This is a genomic window from Algoriphagus marincola DSM 16067, from assembly GCF_000429405.1.
Taxonomy (GTDB): domain Bacteria; phylum Bacteroidota; class Bacteroidia; order Cytophagales; family Cyclobacteriaceae; genus Algoriphagus; species Algoriphagus marincola.
Map to the genome: position 1 here is coordinate 397826 of NZ_AUBU01000002.1, position 19441 is coordinate 417266.

Consider the following 19441-nt stretch of genomic DNA (forward strand, 5'->3'; position numbering starts at 1 on the left):
TTTTTACCGCAAATCTTTGTCGCATGAATTTTGAAATTCTGATAAACAATCTCACCAACCCAAGTTTACTGTTTTTTGTATTGGGGATCTTAGCGGTAAGATTTAAATCTGATCTGGAGATACCACCTACCTCAGCTAAGTTTATTGCACTCTATTTGATGCTTTCCATTGGATTCAAGGGTGGTCAGGAGCTTTCCCACAGTGAATTTGATTTATACATCGTTTGGGCTTTGGTTTTCGGGTTGGTATTGTCGGCAGCGGTACCTATTTATACCTTCTTTATCCTGCGCACCAAATTGAATACTGCTAATTCGGCAGCTATATCGGCAGCGTATGGATCCATTTCAGCAGTTACTTTTGTAGCAGCAGCTTCCTTTTTGGATGCCCAAGGGGTCACATTTGGAGGGCATATGGTTGCAGTGATGGCTTTGATGGAGGCTCCTGCTATCATTTCAGGAGTGGTTTTGCTTAGGAAGTATTCGACAAAGAAAAAATCAAAAGGTAGTCTCAGTAAAATCATCACGCATGCCTTTACAAATGGATCAGTATTACTGATTTTGGGTAGTTTGGTGATAGGTCTGATCGCTGATGAAAAGCAGGCGGAAGGAATCAAGCCTTTTGTCACGGATATTTTCAAAGGCTTTCTGGCAGTCTTCCTTTTGGATATGGGAATCAGTAGTGGCAGGAAGTTGAGGTCTTTTTTCAAAAATGGGTACTTCTCTACAGTTTTCGCCATATTAGTTCCACTAGTAAATGGTTGTATCGTGGCGGTGTTGAGCTATTGGATTGCACCGGCAGCAGGCGATCGATTTATCTTTTCGATTTTGGCAGCGAGTGCATCTTACATTGCAGTGCCGGCGGCCATGAAGCTAGCCAATCCCGAAGCGGATGAAGGTCTTTACATTCCCATGGCCTTGGCGATTACCTTCCCTTTCAATATCACCTTGGGGATGCCGATTTATTGGATGATTATTCAGTCTTTTTGAGAAAAATTTTCAGGGGAAAGAAATTTAGACTTTTCCTCGGGGGTCGGGAGCCGGCAAGTTTCTTTTTTTCCAAACCAACGATAGCGATTCCTTCCAATCCAATCATAAATCGGATCCCGAAGCCAGGAGGGTAGAATGATGAAGGCGTAAAAAAATGGCCAAAAGCCAGAAAGCTTTCTGGAAATCATTAATGCCGCCGTGCTTCTGTAGTAAATATTGCCGTCCTCAAGGAGTACCAATGAATCAAGGTAATCCTCTTTGACATCATAGGAACTTAGGATTTTCTTAGAAAAATCATCCTGAAGCGCTCCTACTAAAAATTGGTTGTTTTTATCCCTTTTGATGATAAAATCGATGGAGCTATTGCAAAGATTGCACACTCCATCGAAGAAGATTATTGATTTTTGGCGATTCATCGAAGAATCTGAATGGTGCCTTTGAGTTCCTGCTCGCGCTGGCTTGGATCTAAGACATCGAAGAATACTTTTCCTGAATAGAAATAAGTACCTGCAGCCAATTCATTACCGTTTTGGTCTCGACCATCCCACCGGATAAATATGTCATTCTCGGCAGATTCCAGGCTGTTGTATCGGAATACCTCAGCTCCCCATCTATTGACAATGAATATTTCTACCCCCGTCACAAATCTAGGACATTGAGAGAATGGGTTGTCGAAGGCGATAAATGTGTCATTTAGACCATCACCATTCGGAGTAAAGGCATTTGGTAATTCGTAATTTGGGCAATTGTCTACGCAGACGACATTACTGGGCTCACTTTCATTACCCGATCTGTCCACCGCAGTGATGTAGTAACAGCCTCTGTAGGTTGGAAGGTTATTGATTCTTGTAGCCAATTCTAGCGAACTCAATTCAGCCACCAATTCAAACTGACCTTCTTCTCCATCTGGGGTGAAATAAAGTCTATATCCAGCTAGTTCGTCATCACAATCCCCGGAGAAATCAGGTTCCCAGCTCAAATCATGAACAAACGTGTTGGTGTTGCAAGGCTGTTCTGCTAAATAAGCGGAGCATTCAGGACCTTCGAAAGTAAGGACTGGAGGACAGGGGAGTCTATTGTCATCAGGTTTGGCACAGACGATTTGAGATTTGTTTTCCAATGGATAAACAAGTCCTTCCACATTGTAAGCACCTTTGGTGACGACATAGTAACAATATTCGATATCCCTGACTAATGGAATACCGTTGAAGCTGCCATCGTCCAGGAAGACAAAACCGCTTTGGGTGACATCCACTTCAGCAATGAGCTCAAAAGTATTTTCATCCTGAGCATCCGCATCCGTTCTGTTTCGGTAAACCTCGTGCCTAAATTCTGAGATGGAATTATTCCAAGGTACGTCAAATGTCCAATTTAACTCGATAGCTTGATTGATTATACTTGGTTCTAATCGAACAGAGGAAGCAGTCGAGGATGTATCTATTTTGGTGCCGTTGTCCAGGAGGATAACTTTGTAATTATAGACCAGATTTTCTGTGTTTAGTCCGGTGTCTGTAAATAAAGTATCACTTGTCGTCCCCAGGCTTACTCGATTGCTTGTCCCTGTAAAGCCATCTTGTCTGATGAGCTCATAGGTGTAAGGTCCAGGGAATTGTGTTTGATCAATATCATAGGGAGGAGTCCATTTTACAAAGATTTCTCCATTTTCAGTATCTGTTTCTTCTACGCTTACATTCGTGATGATCGGTACATCTACGTCGATCGTGATACAGATTTCTTCGGAAACGATACTCTCGCCAAGTCTTGGTTCTGGAAAGGCTGCCACCAATCGGTAGCAATAAGTATTTCCTGGAGCTAAACCTGCACCGCCATTCAGATCTGTGAAATTAAACGTCTCCATATCCGTGGTTCCGATTAGCTCAAAACCCGGACGGATTCCTGTCTCGCAACTATCCGGAACATAAGGGTCGGAGTTGATTCTTCTCCAAACCTGCATTTCTGAAGCCGAGTTTGCACAGACGTATGGATCCCAGGTGAGATCTACGGTTCTACCTTGCTGCTGTTCCAAATCATCCCAGACAGGTGGAGGTCCGATTACCTTGATTCGCCAAGTTTTCACATCCACCAGAGAAGGTCCTGAACGAGGTTGATCCGTAATTCTTACTCGTACATCATATTCCCGTGCACGCACATGGTTGCAAACTGTCTGCCAATTGAAATCGATCACGGCGGGGGAAGACTGAAATGCCTCTTCTGGACTATAGGAGGCAGGAGAGGTAGTAATTTCCATAGGTTCGCCGAAGACTTCAATTTTCACCGGATCGCCATCAGGATCTTGACCTTGAATAATTTCTTCTATCAGTGTTCCGGCTTCCACACAGAGATCAGGCGGCAGAATCAATTCGGGGCGTCTATTATTGGAGTTTTCAATGATGATTTGCATATCCCGAACCACATAGCCGATCTGAGTCCATACGCCATCAAGTTTTCGATATTCTTTAATGCGAAAAGCCACATTGAACTGCCCCGCAGTACCCGGGGCATCCCAAATCAAGTCACCAAATATTTCATCAATTCCAAAAAGAGCTGGAGTCGCTCCTGATTCCTGATTGGTAGAAAACTCAGCGACATTTGGATCGCGATAGTTATTTACCGGTCTTTGGAAAGCTTGTTTTGGGATATCCAATTCATAAGCCAAGCTGTCTCCATCCGGATCATAAGCTCCTGGATTATGAATAAAACGAACGTTTACAGCTCCATTGTCAACAGGAGGAATTGTAAGAACTGGGGAATTATTCACCCCTATAAAAGGATCAATGGTAATTTGAGTCTCAACATAGAAAGGTGTGTCCACCGAGTTGTCCATGTTAAGCGTTAGATCATTTCTGTTGAATTCTTGAAACCGGATGTTGTAAGTTCCAGGTCCTTGGAAAGTGTGCGTGATGACAAAAGTATTTTTCTCCACTTGTGGCGCAACCAATTCGACAAGTGAAAAATCACTTTCTGTATTGAGTTGTTCTTCTCGTCCGTCTCCAAAGTTGATCACACCAGGACCAAAAACAACATTCGACCGGGTGTCCGTGTATCCAACAACAGTAATTCTGTAAGTTAGTGTTTGGACGGAGATCCGTTCAGCGATGATTTCACCTGCCCGGATGTGAGTAGCCCAAGCCTGGGAAATGCTAAAAAACAGAAAGCAAAAAAATAGTGATAAGAAATGATTGAGCTTCATATTTTTCAAGTTCTCTTTTGTTGATCAAAACACCTTTTGCCGGACAAAGGTTGCCGAGCAATATGGTTTGTATATAGACTCTCTACGAAATAAACGGAAGAAAGTAGAAATTCCTTTCAATATCAAACAATAAAATCAAACAGTAGGTTATTTCGATGTGATTTTATGGGTAAAAGACTCTAAAATCGCACAAATTATTTAGAACCTTTTAAAATAAGATTGGGCTTGACGAATGGATTGTTTACTAGCTGTTCGGGGCGTAAATTTGGCTCCAGTTTAGAAAAACAAGTTCGTTTTAACCAAAGAAAAAATCTATGAGTTGGGTTACAAAAACCTTGAATAGCACCTTGGGTCGGAAGCTTCTAATGGCTTTGACAGGAATATTTCTCATTTTGTTTTTGGTAGTGCATTTGGCAGGAAACCTACAATTGCTCATTCCTGACAATGGCGAATCCTTTAACATTTATGCAGAGACCATGGCCAACAACCCTTTCATCCGGGTCGTCTCCATTGGGAATTTCGCGTTTATCTTGATCCATATCATTTACGCGGCAGTTCTTAGTCGACAAAACAAAAGTGCTCGACCGGTCAACTATGCTACTTCAAAAGCAAGCACAAACAGTACTTGGTCTTCCCGAAATATGGGGATTTTGGGTACGGTGATTCTGATTTTCTTGATCATTCACTTGAGAGGTTTTTGGTATGAATTCAAATTTGGAGAGATGCCGACCGCTGAATATGGAGGCATGATTTACAAGGATGGGTTTAAAATCGTTTCTGAAGCGTTTTCAAATATCCTGTATGTGGTGGTCTATGTGGTGTCTATGGGCTTCCTTGCGTTTCACCTTTCACATGGATTTGCCAGTGCTTTCCAAACCCTCGGGCTAAACCACGCTAAGTACTCACCATTGATCCAAAAAATAGGTACAGGTTTTTCGATCTTGATTCCAGCACTTTTTGCGCTGATTCCGATCGTAATGTATATTCAGAGCTTATAAACTGATAAAGGAAAATAAATCAAATATAGATGATACTAGATTCCAAAATACCAGCTGGTCCGTTAGCGGAAAAATGGACTAAGCATAAATTCAACATGAAGCTGGTCAATCCGGCAAACAAACGAAAGTACGATGTAATCGTGGTAGGGACAGGATTGGCAGGCGCTTCAGCAGCCGCTTCCTTGGCAGAGTTGGGATACAATGTCAAAGCTTTCTGTTTCCAGGATAGCCCTCGACGTGCGCACTCTATCGCAGCGCAGGGTGGAATCAATGCAGCCAAAAACTACCAAAATGATGGAGATTCCGTTTTCCGTCTTTTTTATGACACCATCAAAGGAGGTGACTACCGCGCAAGAGAAGGCAATGTCTACCGATTGGCGGAAGTATCAGTTAATATAATCGACCAATGTGTAGCGCAAGGTGTTCCTTTCGCGAGAGAATATGGTGGACTTTTGGCAAACCGCTCATTCGGTGGAGCTCAGGTATCCCGAACATTCTACGCTAGGGGCCAAACCGGACAGCAGTTGTTGCTTGGTGCGTATTCTGCACTTAGCCGTCAAGTTGCTAATGGTAAGGTGAAGCTTTACCCACGTACCGAAATGATGGACGTGGTAAAGATAGATGGACATGCAAGAGGTATTATCACTAGAAACCTCATCACAGGAGCCATCGAAAAGCATGCTGCTCATGCAGTTCTCCTTTGTACCGGTGGGTACGGAAACGTGTTTTTCCTCTCTACCAATGCGATGGGCTCCAATGTGACAGCCGCTTGGAGAGCACATAAGCGTGGTGCTTACTTCGCTAACCCTTGCTACACTCAAATTCACCCTACTTGTATTCCTGTCTCTGGAGATCATCAGTCTAAGCTGACTCTGATGTCCGAGTCTTTGAGAAATGATGGCAGAGTATGGGTGCCATCAACTGTAGAGATGGCTGAAAAGCTTCGTAAAGGACAGATCAAAGCAAACGATATTCCCGAAAACGAGCGAGACTATTATCTAGAGCGGAAGTATCCTTCATTTGGTAACCTAGTACCTCGTGACGTGGCTTCCAGAAATGCCAAGTATGTATGTGATGAAGGTAGAGGAGTAAACGAAACAGGAGAGGCAGTTTTCTTGGATTTCCGAGATGCGATCAAAAGAGACGGAGAGGATACCATTCGCGCGAGATATGGAAACCTCTTCGATATGTATCAACAGATCACAGGTGAGAATCCATATCAAGTACCGATGATGATTTATCCAGCTGTGCACTACACAATGGGTGGTCTTTGGGTGGATTATAATCTCAGCACTACGATTCCTGGATTGTACGCATTAGGAGAGGCAAACTTCTCTGACCATGGAGCCAATCGACTAGGTGCGTCTGCCTTGATGCAGGGCTTAGCAGATGGCTACTTCGTGATTCCCTACACTGTTGGGGATTATTTAGCTCAGATTGGACCAAGTCCGGTAAATGCTGATCATCCTGAGTTTGATAAGTCCATTCAAGAGGTAAATGACAGGATCCAAAAACTACTGAGCATCAAGGGAAGTAGGACAGTTGACTATTTCCACAAAAAGCTTGGTAAAATCATGTGGAATGAGTGCGGAATGGCTCGAACTGCGGAAGGACTTAAGCAGGCCAAAGCAGATATTAAAGCCTTGAGAGAGGAGTTTTGGAAAGATGTGAAAGTCCTTGGAGAAAACGAAGAACTTAACCAGTCTTTGGAAAAAGCACATCGAGTAGCTGATTTCCTTGAATTGGGAGAGTTGATGATCGATGATGCATTCAACAGAGAAGAATCTTGCGGTGGTCACTTCCGAGAGGAGTACCAGACTCCAGAAGGAGAGGCGCTAAGAGACGATGAAAACTTTGCTTACGTCGCTGCTTGGAAATACCTTGGAGAGGGTCAAGAGGAAGAGCTTCATAAAGAGCCTCTTGAATTCGAAAATGTGAAATTGACTCAGCGTTCGTACAAATAATTTAAGATCAAAATTCATATGAAATTGACATTAAAAGTATGGAGACAAAAAAACAATGCTGATAAAGGCGGTTTTGTTTCCTATCCTATAGATGGCATATCCAAAGACATGTCCTTTTTGGAAATGATGGATGTGCTGAATGAACAACTTACAGAAAAAGGAGAAGATCCCGTTCACTTTGATCACGATTGTAGAGAAGGAATCTGCGGTATGTGTTCCTTGCATATCAACGGAAAGCCTCACGGTCCTCAGCAAACCACTACTTGCCAATTGCACATGCGTTCTTTTAGTGATGGGGAGACCATTACGATTGAACCTTGGAGAGCTAAGGCTTTCCCAGTTGTAAAAGACTTGGTGGTAGACCGCTCTGCTTTTGATAGAATTATCCAAGCAGGTGGCTATGTATCTGTCAATACAGGTGGTGTTCCTGATGCCAATGAGATTCCGATTCCTAAGAAAATTGCGGATGAGGCATTTGATGCGGCAACCTGTATCGGTTGTGGGGCATGTGTAGCTGCATGTAAAAATGCTTCGGCTATGCTTTTCACTTCAGCTAAAATCTCTCAGCTTGCTATGCTTCCTCAAGGACAAGTCGAGCGAAAGGATAGAGCAGAAAAAATGATCGCTCAAATGGATGCAGAAGGATTTGGTGCTTGTACCAATACTGGTGCTTGTGCTGCTGAGTGTCCAAAGGGTATTTCCCTGACAAACATTGCACGGATGAATCGGGAGTACTTCACTGCTGCTGTTACGACCGAAAACGTTTAATAAAAATAACTACATAAAAAGAGCCGGAGAAATCCGGCTTTTTTTGTTGTATACGATTTAGGGCTTTTGATCTATTTGGTTTTTGAAGGTGCCGGTTTTTACCCCATTTGGAGAGAGATAAACATCGTTATCATAACATTGTAGCCTGTAGAAAAAATATGGTTTTCTCGTACTGGAGACTTGAAAGGTTTAAAATAGATTTTTAACTATTCTAATTTCAAATTGGATAATTATATCAAAATAAGTCTAAAAACCCAATTTTATTTCATTTTTGAGCCCTTTTCATTAACTTTAAAAAATTATATTTTAAAATTCTTTGATACAAACCCAATTACATAATGCATTGGATAGATCTGGTGATCTTTGTTGTTTACATGCTAGCTATGCTCGGTGTGGGCGTTTTTTTTATGCGCAAGAATACCGGGCAGGAAGATTATTATGTAGGAGGTAGAAGTATTGGTTCTTGGCATATCGGCCTCTCCGTCGTAGCTACAGATGTAGGTGGAGGTTTTTCAATTGGTCTTGGAGGTCTAGGCTTTATGATGGGGATATCCGGATCCTGGATGCTATTTACTGGACTTTTGGGAGCTTGGATTGCAGCAGTTTTATTGATACCGCGCGTAAAATCCGATCCGGCTTTTGCCAAGTTTTTCACCTTTCCACAAATTATCGGATACTTATATAATTCCACCACAGCAAAGGTGGCTGCCATCATATGTTTTTTGGGCTATTTAGGCTTTACCGCCTCTCAGCTTTTAGCAGGTGCCAAATTAGCATCAGGAACCTTTGAAACACTTGACCTGCACACGGCTCTACTGATTATGGGGGCTATTGCTGTGGTTTATACCGTAATGGGAGGCCTAAAGGCAGTGATTTACACTGATACGGTTCAGTGGATTATACTCATGCTCGGATTAATGTTTATTGGAATACCAATGGCTTATCGCTACGTAGGAGGATGGCAATCCATTCAAGAAACAGTTCCTTCAGAGTTTTTCTCCTTTGGGAATCTTACTTGGCAGGATTTATTCAATTGGGCCATAACGATTATTCCCATTTGGTTTGTGGGAATGACTCTCTATCAGCGAATATTTGCTGCCAGAGATGTGAAATCCGCCAAGAAGGCATGGTTTATCGCTGGATTATTTGAATGGCCCATCATGGCCTTTATGGGTGTTAGCCTTGGTTTACTAGCGCGAGTGGCAGTGGAGCAAGGAGCTTTGGATGGTTTTACCACCGCCATGGATCCCGAGATGGGATTACCGGTATTGTTGAGTCAAATTCTTCCTGCCGGCATCCTTGGTCTGATGATGTCGGCTTATTTTTCTGCAGTATTGTCAACAGCGGATTCATGTTTGATGGCTGCATCCGGTAATCTGACTACTGACTTGCTGGGTAATTCTAAAAAGCCCCGAACCCATCGCTCCGAGATGAGACTTTCTCAGCTAATTACCTTTTTAATTGGCGTGGTGGCTATTCTTTTGGCCTGGCAAATGAACGAAGTGCTCAGCTTAATGTTATATTCTTATGCATTTATGGTTTCGGGGCTGCTAGTCCCCGTTGTAGCTGGCCTGTTTTTTGGAAAAAGTAACTGGAAAGCTGCTGTTACTTCGATGATTCTAGGAGGTTCTATTACAGCCGTCCTTACCTTTTTGGACCTAGAAATGCCACTAGGGCTAGACCCGAACCTCTATGGTTTGACAGCCTCTTTGATCGCCTTTATAGTGATAGATAAAATTGATACTAATGTTCATCCTGAAATAATAAATAAAGAATATGATAAAGCTTGAGACCCTATCAGCAATAGATAATGCCACCTTTCTTCAAAAGAATGAAATTGCCGACTTTTTGGTTGAGCATTTGGGGAAATATGGGGATCCTAAAGAGCATGTGATGAAATGCCTCGATTATGCATTGGACCAAAGTCTGCATGCTGGAGGATTTGTAGTCGTAGCTCGTGAAAATCAAAAAATAGTCGGAGCCCTCGTCATGAATCAGACAGGCATGTCAGGTTACATCCCGGAGAATATCCTGGTATACATTGCCGTAGATGCTGCCCAAAGGGGGAAAGGTATCGGAGCTAAGATTATGGATTCAGCAATGAAACTGGCCAAAGGTGATATTGCCCTTCACGTTGAGCCGGATAATCCAGCCAAAAGACTTTATGAGCGTTTAGGTTTTACGAATAAGTATTTGGAAATGAGATTGAAAAAATAAGATGGCTTATTTGACATTAAATCGAACAAAACTTAAAGACAATTTCGAGTTTCTTAAAAAGAAATTCAATGAAAATGGCGTGGCTTGGGGAGTAGTGTCCAAGCTGATGTGTGGGAATAGACTTTTCTTGCAGGAATTGATCAGCCTAGGAGTGGATGAGATTCATGATAGCCGAATCAGTAATCTTGCTATGGTGAAACGCCTCAACCCTGATGTACAGACGGTATACATCAAACCTGTTTCCAAGCGGAATGTAGGTAAAATGGTGGAGTTTGCGGACGTAAGCCTGAATAGTGAATTGGAGACCATTCACTGGATTAGTGATGAAGCTGTGAGGCAGGATAAAAAGCACAAAATTATCATTATGGTAGAAACCGGTGACCTCCGAGAAGGGGTCATGGGAGAGCAGTTGCTTGATTTTTACTCTCAGGTTTTCAATTTGCCGAATATTGAGGTGATTGGACTGGGGACCAATCTCAATTGCCTAAATGGGGTCATGCCTTCTACGGATAAGTTGATTCAACTTGCACTATACAAGCAAATCATCGAATTGAAGTTCAATAAAGAAATACCTTGGGTATCGGCAGGTACTTCTGTGACTATCCCATTGATGCTTACACAGCAGCTACCAAAGGGAATCAATCATTTCCGAATTGGGGAGACCCTCTATTTTGGAGTGGATCTTTTTGAGGAAAAGGTGATTGAAGGAATGCATGGAGATGTTTTTGAACTGCATGTTGAAATTATCGAAATGCAGGAAAAGCCATTACTTCCGGTTGGGAACCTCGCTGCGAATCCTCAAGGTGACGTAGTGGAAATAGATGAAAGTCTCTATGGAAAAACCTCCTTCCGTGCAATTGTAGATATCGGGCTACTGGATGTGGACCCAAAATATCTGATGGCAGCCGATGATTCGATTGAGATATTAGGAGCTTCCTCGGATATGCTGATCATGAATTTGGGAGAGAATCCAAATAACTATCAGGTAGGTGATGTCCTGACTTTTGACCTGAAGTATATGGGTGCTTTGGGTATCCTCAATTCCAACTATGTAGACAAAAAAGTGATTGACTAAATCACTTCATTTCATTGATCCAAGCACGGATCAGTTCCACGCCTTCTTGGTGGATGCTAGTTCTTCCGATTTCTGGCATTGCTACGCCTACTGCTGTGCTATTCATCCGGTGAACGAGGATGGATTCGTCGGCTTTTCCAGGAACAATATCGAATTGATGACTACCTGCGCCATTTCCCGCTGCTACCGGCGTTTTGTTTATCCCTAGTTTAAGAGGATCTGTTTGCTCATAGCTTAAAAATAAGCCTGATGTGGAAGCAGGTCCTTCTTCCCGATGACAATGTGCACAATTGATGTCTAAGTAGGCCTTGGCTCTGTCAGCTAAGGGAAGGCTTTCGTTGCTGTAATCCACCATGCTAGGGTGATTTTCAACGCCTTCAAACCCCTCTAACTTCCCGATTTCTGTCCAATAGGCCAATTGATTGATCTTTCTGCCATCAAAGTCCTTTTCGTGATTGAGATGTTTTACTTCTACTCCCAAAGGATCGAGCTTCTCGTTTTCATTGTGGCAAGTCTTGCACTGGTTTTTGTTTGGGATGAGGTAATTGATGACCTGATCTTCACCTTTTTCATTTACAAAACTTACCGTCGTTTCTCCGCCTACTACCTTGAGTTTGGCATCAGTTTGACTGTCATTCCAAATATAGGGAAAAGCTTCCCAGCCCTTTTCCTGATGAATCATTAAGCGAGTTTCGATGATTCGCCGTTTTCCTTCTGGTTTAGAATAGTCTTCAGGATAGTAGAAATTTTTGATCAAAACACTCCCTAGTGGAAGCGTGAGTTTGTCATTTATGATAGCTGCCTTGGAGTCTTCCGGCATCCAAACAAACCTGCTTTTTAGGGCATAATCGGTGAAAAGTGAAGAGGCAGGTTCATATTCGATTAACTCCTGGCTTGGATTTAAGCTTTTTAAATCTCCCTCAAAGAAACCGTAGGTAGAAAGCCAATCATAGGGATACATGCCATCTGCTTCCTCGTGATCTTTTTGTGGGTCAAAGACAATGGATTGCTCGACTTGATATTCTTTCTGACAAGAAAAAAAGAAGACAAGCAAAAAGCACAAGGATAAATAAGAAGCGATATTTTTCTTTGAAAAGCGAGTCATTACTTACTTGATATAAATGAAACGTCTGTGGTCACATTTACCTGACAATTTGAGAAAGGAGAAACATCAGCTGAGCTTTTAATGTTTTCTTCACCTTCACTGAGGTCAAATTGTGTAAAATAAAGGTTTTCCAAACCTTGTTCAGAAATACAGATATTCATTGGGTTTTGAGCAATGGAGTTACCTCTACTTTTATCAAAGATGCCATCGTAGACAATATCTTGAGTCTTTGCTTTCCCATGAGCATTATAAATACTTACTAATTGGCCCAATTCCCGACTAAGGTCCGGAAATCCACCGCTTCTGTCATAGCTGTTTCCGTGAAGGAAAATATCATGCGTGTATGGAGACCAGTTGGGAGCATCAGTTGGGAAACCTGTAATCTGATAACTGGCTATGGCTACTCCAACCGTTTTATTCCTTAAAATTTCATTGTCAAATACTTCCACTTCTTTGGCGGCAAGAAGAACAACTCCAGAACCCGGAGGAATCATGGTTACCGTATTACCATTTGGCCCTTCCCCAATGGGTGTTGCGAAGTTTTTGTGGTTATTGTCAATGATTTTATTGTTGTAAATCTTGGTGCCTCGTCCATCAGATTTGGGTAGTCCCGGAAGGTTGAAAACCAGAATCCCTCCTGAATTATTCCGGGCGGTATTTCCAAAGACTTCAGCATTATCGCAATTTTCAATTTCAATTCCCGCCACATTTCCATAGGCCAAGGAATTCTTTACAATGATGTTTTCAGACTGTCCTACATAGATTCCCGCATCTCGCGAGTGGGCAGCAATGCATTCATCAATGACCACATTTTTGCACTGTACAGGATAGAGTGCGTAGGTTCCATTTTTGGACTTGTCGCCATGAGTCCAGGTGGCATGTACTCTTCGGAGGGTCAAACCATCCGTGTGTTGGGCTTTGATCCCATCCCCAGGTGCATCTTCTATGGTTAGGTCTTTGACCGTGATATTTTTACCCACGATTTTCATTCCTTCTCCTCCGGTTTTCAGATTTCGAAATGAAAGAACAGTTTTTTCCATTCCTGCACCTTGAATCGTGATATTCTCTTTGCTGTCAAGAATCAGTTGGGTTTTGAGGTCAAAAAAGCCTTCACCAATTTCTATGGTCGTACTGTCTTCGGCAAGAATGAAATCCTCTACCACTTTTTCGACTTCCTCTGCTGAACGTTTTTCGAGAAGGCTCGAATCAAAAAGTTGTTCATTGCTTGTCTCGCTACAAGATGTAATGATGACTAGTAGAAAAAGGCTGAAAAAGGGGATGTATTTGGCTTTCATAGTTTTGGGTTTCGCATTAGGGTTGCTTCAAAACTACTTTTTTTCAACCTAAACTAGCCTTGACAAAAGTCAAAATGTCAGATTTTGGCACGGACACGACTGAGTGTTTCGATCGTCATGTCTAGAAATGAAGCAATGTGTCCTACGGATGCTCTTTGAATAATTTTGGGCTTTTTTTCCATTAATTCCAAATACCTTTCTCGGGCAGATTTGAATTTGGAGAAAATCATCTGCTCTTCTAATGCGATGTAATATTTCTCCAAAATCATCCGATATACTCGTTCGAGATCGGGGAATTTTTTGAAGCATTCCTGTAAGTCGTTGTACGAAATTCGATAAAGCAAAGACTTTTCCAGCGTCTCGATCGTTTCGTAGCTAGGACTTCGGGTGATAAAGGAGTGCATTGCCGTGACAAATTCACCTTCTAGGGAAAATGACACCGTGATGTCGCGGTTTTCTCTGATGTAAAAACTCCTAGCTGAGCCTTCTGCGATATAGTATAGGTATTTGCTCACTTCCCCTGCTGTCTCAAGCTTATAGCCTTTTTCAGCCTGTATTTCTTCCAGCTTGCTGATAAAGAAGTTTCTTACATCCTCACTGACTTCAGTGATGTTTTCAAACAGGGTAGGTTTTGTCATAGTTGAGGAGAAAAAATATCCAATAAACTGTCCACTTCCGGGATTGATCTAGTAGTTTTATCGGGAATTTAAAACATAAAGCAGATATGAGAAAGATTTTGACTGTTTTCTTCCTATTGGGATTGGTATTTTCTGCGAAAGCTCAGTTCGGAGTTCGTGCAGGATTGTCTTCGGCTAATTTCTCCGACACGAATTTTAATGCCAATGTTGGCTTTCACGTGGGGGGCTACTATCGATTTGGCACAAGTCTGTTGGAGGTGGAACCTGGGATTCAATTTGGGCAAAAAGGCTATGAAACCAATAATCCGACAAATGGAAACGTAATTACAGAGACCTTGAATTATGTAGATGTTCCTATTCTTTTCCGACTTAATTTTCTTCCTGCCATCAATGTCTTTGGAGGACCACAGTTGAGTGTTTTGGCATCTAGAAATTATGAGGAGCCCGGAAATGTCCAAACTAGTACCGAGCCGATAAGAGGGTATGACTTAGGTGCTGTAGTAGGTATAGGTGGGTATATTCCCGGAGGAATCAATTTACAGTTGAGCTATGATTTGGGCTTGAGTAGCTTAAATTATTTCAATACTGATGTGAAAAACAGAGTGTTGAAAATATCGGCTGGGTTTGATTTTTAAGTTCAAGTCTTACAAATCTTAAGCATTAGGGACCCAGCCAAAAGCTGGGTTTGTTTTTTGCTTCGTCAGGATTTTCTCTTAATGCTTTTTACCACAAAGTATCACCTGTCAAATTCGGTTAGGGTTTAGTTAAATGTTTGATTAAAGAAGGTAGGTCACTTTTCCATGTGTGATAGAGTGGGAACTGATGCGAATTCGGGAGTGTTTTGGACCTAGTAAAAGAATTGTTTTAGACCAGCATATCAACCGTATATCATTTTTAGGCTATTAGAATCAGCTGTAAAGTGTTTCACTTGATTTAAAATTGAGCTATTTAATTTTAATTACTGATCCGCTTTGAGACTCCCTGACTATTTGATCGTTTAATACAAATTCATAATCAATCCGATAGGAGTAGGTTCCCGGGGGACTATTTTTCCCATCAAGGCTTCCATCCCATGCTGAGATCCCTGAGTAGATCAACTGACCCCATCGATTGAAGATTGAGAGACTGTAGTTCAGTTCTCCACAATTTGAAATTGGGCCGAAGGCTCCTTGATCAGGATCGAAACCCGTAGGGAGCCGTAGACTAGGAGCTGTCTCTTCCAACCTTATACTTCCGATACCGATGCAGCCTGATGCATCCCTTACTTCCACTTCATAAATTCCTGCTTCAAGATTTTGATTCAATTGACCGGTGTTTCCATCGCTCCATTCGTAAGTATAAGGTGCGGTGCCTCCTATCAACTCAGCGATCAATTCCCCATTGGATTCCTCTGGACAGGGATTTTTTATCACTGTAAGTGCAACTTCTAAAGGCGCTGGTTCGCTTAAAGTCACATTGAGTTCTGTCTCGCAATCATTGGAATCAATAATGAGTAAAGTAAATGTTCCACCTCCCAAATTTTCTAAAGTGACCTGATTTTGATCGACGGGTATAAGTGGGTCTGAGAGTCGATAGGGTGGGGTGCCTCCCTGTATCTCAAAGGATAAACTTCCGTCTGTATTTCCAAAACAGGAAGGGTTTTCTTGCCTCAAAATAGATGCTTTCAAGGAGGCGGGTTCGCTGATTTCTAGGTTCTCAAGGGATATTTCGCATCCTTGGCTATCTTGAATAATAACCGAATAGCTACCAGGGGCCAAATTTGAAGCTGAAGCAGCGTTAAGGTTTTGATCATGAGACCAGCGGAAGGTATAGGGAGGAATACCACCTTCCACCTCCAGATTGATCGACCCATCTCCCGATCCAAAGCAGGTCACATCTGATAAACTCAATAGTTTTGCTTCAAAGCCAGTATTCAGTGCAACTGTTAATTCTGGAGATATGCCCTCACAAAACTCATCTAAAGTGCTGGATTCTCTGTAGCTCAAAACTCCTTGACTTTCGTTTTCATCCCATCTGACCAAAACTTCAGGTCCAGTATTGCCACCAATAAAAATACCTCCACTGATCTCCCATTCATAGTTCCGATTGGGAACGGTCTGGGCTACGTTGTAGGTATATTCCAGATTCAAATCACAAATAAAATCCAAGCCAATAGGTGCCTCTGGCTCAAGTTCCTGCTTGATGACCACCGCCAGCTCCACTGTTTCTCCTGGACATCCATTAGTTCCAACCGGAGTAGCTTGCACCAAAGCCTCAGAATTAGCTACTCCCCATCGGATGATCGCCTGCTCATTGGTTTGTGAGATCACTTCTCCACCTACCGCATTCCAGAGGACTTCTTCTATTTCACCTTCACCTCTAAAAAAGTAAGTCAATTCTTCCACTTCAGGACAAGAGGTAAGTGGGCCTGTGAGTTCACCACCTAATTCCTGGACTTCTACCTCAAACTCGTGCAATTCAGTTTCTTCGCATCCACTCGCATCTATCGAAGCAAGAACTTTGACCTTATAAATTCCAGGTTCCAGGTAAGTATGAGTCACTTCCTTGCCTGTTTTGATAGCTGAATCATCTCCAAAGTCCCAAGTGAAAAAAGTATAGGAAGGATCGGAAATATTAACCAACCAGGTTCCTTCCTGATCGATACAGGCTAATCGAGGCGAGCCCGTTGTCAGTTCATCAAAACTTGAAAGAATTTCGTATTGCTCGTTTTCAAAGTCTTTCCCAAAGTCAACTGCATAAGACTGTGAAGGCCCAACAGCATAAAAATACCCGGAAAAGCCTGATGGATTACTTAGCGTATGCAAGCCTGGAGAAAGGATAACTTGAGCATATGAAAAATCAGCATTATTGACAAAGGGTTGAAACTCATCAGCAACGGACTCTCCATCAATTTCCATTTGTGGGACATTTTCCGTGCGAGTAACTAGCTGGGCATAGTGGAAAAGTGTGGAAAAAACTCGATGGAAATTGACGGTAATCTGTGTCTTGGTGGTTTCAAATGGGGAGTAATTGACCATTTGGGGGTTACCATAATTATTCACATTGGCTGGTGAAAGCACCGAGTTTTCGTCCAGAATTTCGCAAGAGTATGATTTTCCGAAGCCAAACACACCAACAGGTTTATTGGAGGTGTATTGCAGGGCAAGATTGTTTTGGATATCCAGTTCCAGAAACTCACCTGCATTGATGGTCCCCATCAAATTAGCCCCGCTGTAGATTTCCGTGTCGTCAAAGGCCGCGATGAATTTCACCAATTCACCCAAAGCCCGATCTTTTAGCGGGATGTGAAAATAATTGGTGCCCCAGGCCGAAACAGGTTCATTTTGATTAAAAATGTGAGATGTGGAAAAGGGACCGCATTCCGGATCTCCTATGTCGGCAAATTTGTTTCCGGAAAAAACGGCAATTCGAGCACATTCTTCGGCGGAATTAATGACTGAAATCTCTGTGCCTGTCAAATCTGCCTTTGATTTCATCTGGTAAGTCTCTCCTTGATTGAGTGTGATTGTAAATGGATTCAGAGAATTTCCTATGGGAGAACTTGGGACAATTCGAATATCAGTATTGTCCTTAGTCCCTACGATGAGAATCTGGCTTTCATTATTGAATTGCCTTTCAGATAGCCTGGTTCCCTTGGTTTGATTTTCAAAATGGGAGGCGGCAAAGTAGGTAGAGCCCAATTGATCCAAAGGTAAAACCAAGGTGCCATCAAATGAATCAGGCTTCATATTGATAGCGTAAACTGATATTTCTCCTTCAGAATAAATATGAAAGCCCTTATTTTCAACTACTCGATTTGTTTGGACGATCAGACTGGCGTTGCTTTCAAATATATATTCTTCACCAAGTGCCAAAGCGAAAGGGACAGCGTTTCCATCATATTCTATCCTTCCCTCGACTTGATCCTCCAGACCTGTGATGACCAGAGTAGGGACCACCGGTGGGCCTTGCTGGAGATTGTCCATGAACCCTACATAATAATGATTGACTTCTTTGGTGTCAGGCAGGACTTGTGCGATTACACTTGATAATTGAAAAATGGATAGACTTACCCAGTAGAAAATTAAAATGAAAGCTGATCTGAGCATTGAGGGCTTCTGAATAACTTGCAATTAAAGGCTTTTGCTTAAAGAAGTTACGAAGACTTAGTAAAATCCGTTACAAGGTCTTTTTTAAAGCTCTGGTAAAAACACCAATTGACTGGAATATGAAAACGGAAGAGAAAGCATAATTTCTTATAGTTGTATCATGAATCTAAAGTTCTGGTCTAAGCCTCATCCCTTTATTTTTGACTGGAAAAGCGTGCTGATCCCCGGATTGGTGACTTTTCTGATATTGGGAATTTACGCGCCTTTCGGTCTGGGTGAAATGGAAGATAGCTGGCGTTGGGGCTTTGCCGCTTCCATTGCGGCTGTTGCTGCTTTCTCTATTTGGGGAATTGTGACGCTCTTGAGGGTAGTAGTCAGTCAGGAATACTTAGATGAAAAATGGACTTTGGGGAAGGAAATTCTGCTGATTTTGACCGTGCTTCTGCTCATTTGCTTGTCGGTTTTTATTGCATTTGTCAGTCTTGGGTTTTCGGATCAGCCGATAGTTGATGTTTTCAAAGATGTAGTATTGAAAACCCTTTTGGCCAGCTTTTTACCTGTAGTCATTTTAGTACTGACAGAGCAATATCTGGAGCAGCGGAAGCAACTTAAAAAAATCAAATCCCTGGCTGCACATTTTCCAAAGGAAAGTAGTGAAGCTAAAAAGGACCAGACCTTTCCTGCGTCAAATCATTTGATCGTTTTGGAAAATGAAAATGGAAAACCTTTGGCCAAGCTTCCCGCTGAGGAGATAATTCTCTTTCAGAGTGAAGGCAACTATTTGGAAGTTTTCCATCTTTCTAAGGAGGGAGAGCTTCGAAAAACACTTATCCGAAATACCTTAAAGACTTATGTGGATCGACTTCCTGCAGAAGATTTTTTTCATGCTCACAAACGCTTTTTGGTCAATCGCCACCGCATAAAAGAACTACGTGGGAACTCCCGAAACTACGAAATACGCTTGGAGTCCTTTCCGGATTGGGTGCCTGTATCTAGAAGTAAGTCCCAAGACTTATTGGCTTTTTTTAAATCCTAGGTTTGCCGCTTTCCCTTTCGTCACAAACTCTTCCAATTCATCCCAAAAGGCTTCTGAATTGATCTTGGAGCTCTTTTTGTC

15 protein-coding genes are annotated in these 19441 nt (G+C 42.3%); 9 read left to right on the top strand and 6 right to left on the bottom strand.

Features of this window, described 5'->3' with window-relative positions; translation table 11 throughout:
• The first annotated feature begins 23 nt into the window (after positions 1-23).
• Positions 24-986 (top strand): sodium-dependent bicarbonate transport family permease, encoded by a 963-nt coding sequence (locus G457_RS0104830; RefSeq protein ID WP_026945454.1) that lies wholly within the window; start codon positions 24-26, stop codon positions 984-986.
• Here G457_RS0104830 and G457_RS0104835 read toward each other — a convergent pair.
• Positions 974-1402, bottom strand: a complete 429-nt coding sequence (locus tag G457_RS0104835) for a thiol-disulfide oxidoreductase DCC family protein (protein WP_026945455.1) — start codon at positions 1400-1402, stop codon at positions 974-976. The genes G457_RS0104830 and G457_RS0104835 overlap by 13 nt on opposite strands.
• A complete protein-coding gene (locus G457_RS0104840) occupies positions 1399-4176 on the bottom strand; it encodes a T9SS type B sorting domain-containing protein (RefSeq protein ID WP_026945456.1) in 2778 nt (925 codons plus the stop codon). Before G457_RS0104840 ends, G457_RS0104835 begins: the two co-directional genes overlap by 4 nt.
• Positions 4177-4490: 314 nt before the next feature.
• On the opposite strand from G457_RS0104840, the gene G457_RS0104845 reads away from it, so the two are divergent.
• The 6 genes from G457_RS0104845 (at position 4491) to G457_RS0104870 (ending at position 11198) form a co-directional block, all read left to right on the top strand.
• Positions 4491-5174, top strand: coding sequence for a succinate dehydrogenase cytochrome b subunit (locus tag G457_RS0104845; RefSeq protein WP_026945457.1), 684 nt, complete (start codon positions 4491-4493; stop codon positions 5172-5174).
• 29 nt (positions 5175-5203) lie between these two features.
• Positions 5204-7138, top strand: a complete 1935-nt coding sequence (locus G457_RS0104850; protein WP_026945458.1) for a fumarate reductase/succinate dehydrogenase flavoprotein subunit — start codon at positions 5204-5206, stop codon at positions 7136-7138.
• Positions 7139-7156: 18 nt separating this feature from the next.
• Positions 7157-7906 (top strand): succinate dehydrogenase/fumarate reductase iron-sulfur subunit, encoded by a 750-nt coding sequence (locus G457_RS0104855; RefSeq protein WP_026945459.1) that lies wholly within the window; start codon positions 7157-7159, stop codon positions 7904-7906.
• 338 nt (positions 7907-8244) lie between these two features.
• The gene (locus tag G457_RS21060; RefSeq protein ID WP_051260708.1) at positions 8245-9696 is read left to right on the top strand and encodes a sodium:solute symporter family protein; all 1452 of its coding nucleotides are present in this window, start codon (positions 8245-8247) and stop codon (positions 9694-9696) included.
• Positions 9683-10123, top strand: a complete 441-nt coding sequence (locus G457_RS0104865) for a GNAT family N-acetyltransferase (RefSeq protein ID WP_026945460.1) — start codon at positions 9683-9685, stop codon at positions 10121-10123. Before G457_RS21060 ends, G457_RS0104865 begins: the two co-directional genes overlap by 14 nt.
• A gap of 1 nt (position 10124) precedes the next feature.
• The gene (locus G457_RS0104870) at positions 10125-11198 is read left to right on the top strand and encodes an alanine racemase (RefSeq protein ID WP_026945461.1); all 1074 of its coding nucleotides are present in this window, start codon (positions 10125-10127) and stop codon (positions 11196-11198) included.
• Position 11199: 1 nt separating this feature from the next.
• On the opposite strand, the gene G457_RS0104875 is transcribed toward G457_RS0104870, so the two are convergent.
• The 3 genes from G457_RS0104875 to G457_RS0104885 all read right to left on the bottom strand — a co-directional run bounded on the left by G457_RS0104875 (position 11200) and on the right by G457_RS0104885 (position 14236).
• Positions 11200-12303, bottom strand: coding sequence for an SO2930 family diheme c-type cytochrome (locus G457_RS0104875; RefSeq protein WP_026945462.1), 1104 nt, complete (start codon positions 12301-12303; stop codon positions 11200-11202).
• On the bottom strand, positions 12303-13598 hold the full coding sequence (locus G457_RS0104880) for a parallel beta-helix domain-containing protein (RefSeq protein ID WP_026945463.1): 1296 nt from the start codon (positions 13596-13598) through the stop codon (positions 12303-12305). Before G457_RS0104880 ends, G457_RS0104875 begins: the two co-directional genes overlap by 1 nt.
• A 77-nt stretch (positions 13599-13675) precedes the next feature.
• Entirely contained in the window at positions 13676-14236 is a 561-nt protein-coding gene (locus G457_RS0104885; protein WP_035483143.1) for a Crp/Fnr family transcriptional regulator, read from the bottom strand.
• Between the two features lie 86 nt (positions 14237-14322).
• Between G457_RS0104885 and G457_RS0104890 the strand changes: the two genes are divergently transcribed.
• Positions 14323-14871, top strand: coding sequence for an outer membrane beta-barrel protein (locus tag G457_RS0104890; RefSeq protein WP_024281464.1), 549 nt, complete (start codon positions 14323-14325; stop codon positions 14869-14871).
• Positions 14872-15180: 309 nt separating this feature from the next.
• Here G457_RS0104890 and G457_RS0104895 read toward each other — a convergent pair whose 3' ends face one another.
• Positions 15181-18324 (bottom strand): PKD domain-containing protein, encoded by a 3144-nt coding sequence (locus G457_RS0104895; RefSeq protein ID WP_026945465.1) that lies wholly within the window; start codon positions 18322-18324, stop codon positions 15181-15183.
• A 160-nt stretch (positions 18325-18484) separates the two neighbouring features.
• On the opposite strand from G457_RS0104895, the gene G457_RS0104900 reads away from it, so the two are divergent.
• Complete coding sequence (locus tag G457_RS0104900) at positions 18485-19360, top strand: LytR/AlgR family response regulator transcription factor (RefSeq protein ID WP_026945466.1); 876 nt, start codon at positions 18485-18487, stop codon at positions 19358-19360.
• Positions 19361-19441: the final 81 nt, after the last annotated feature.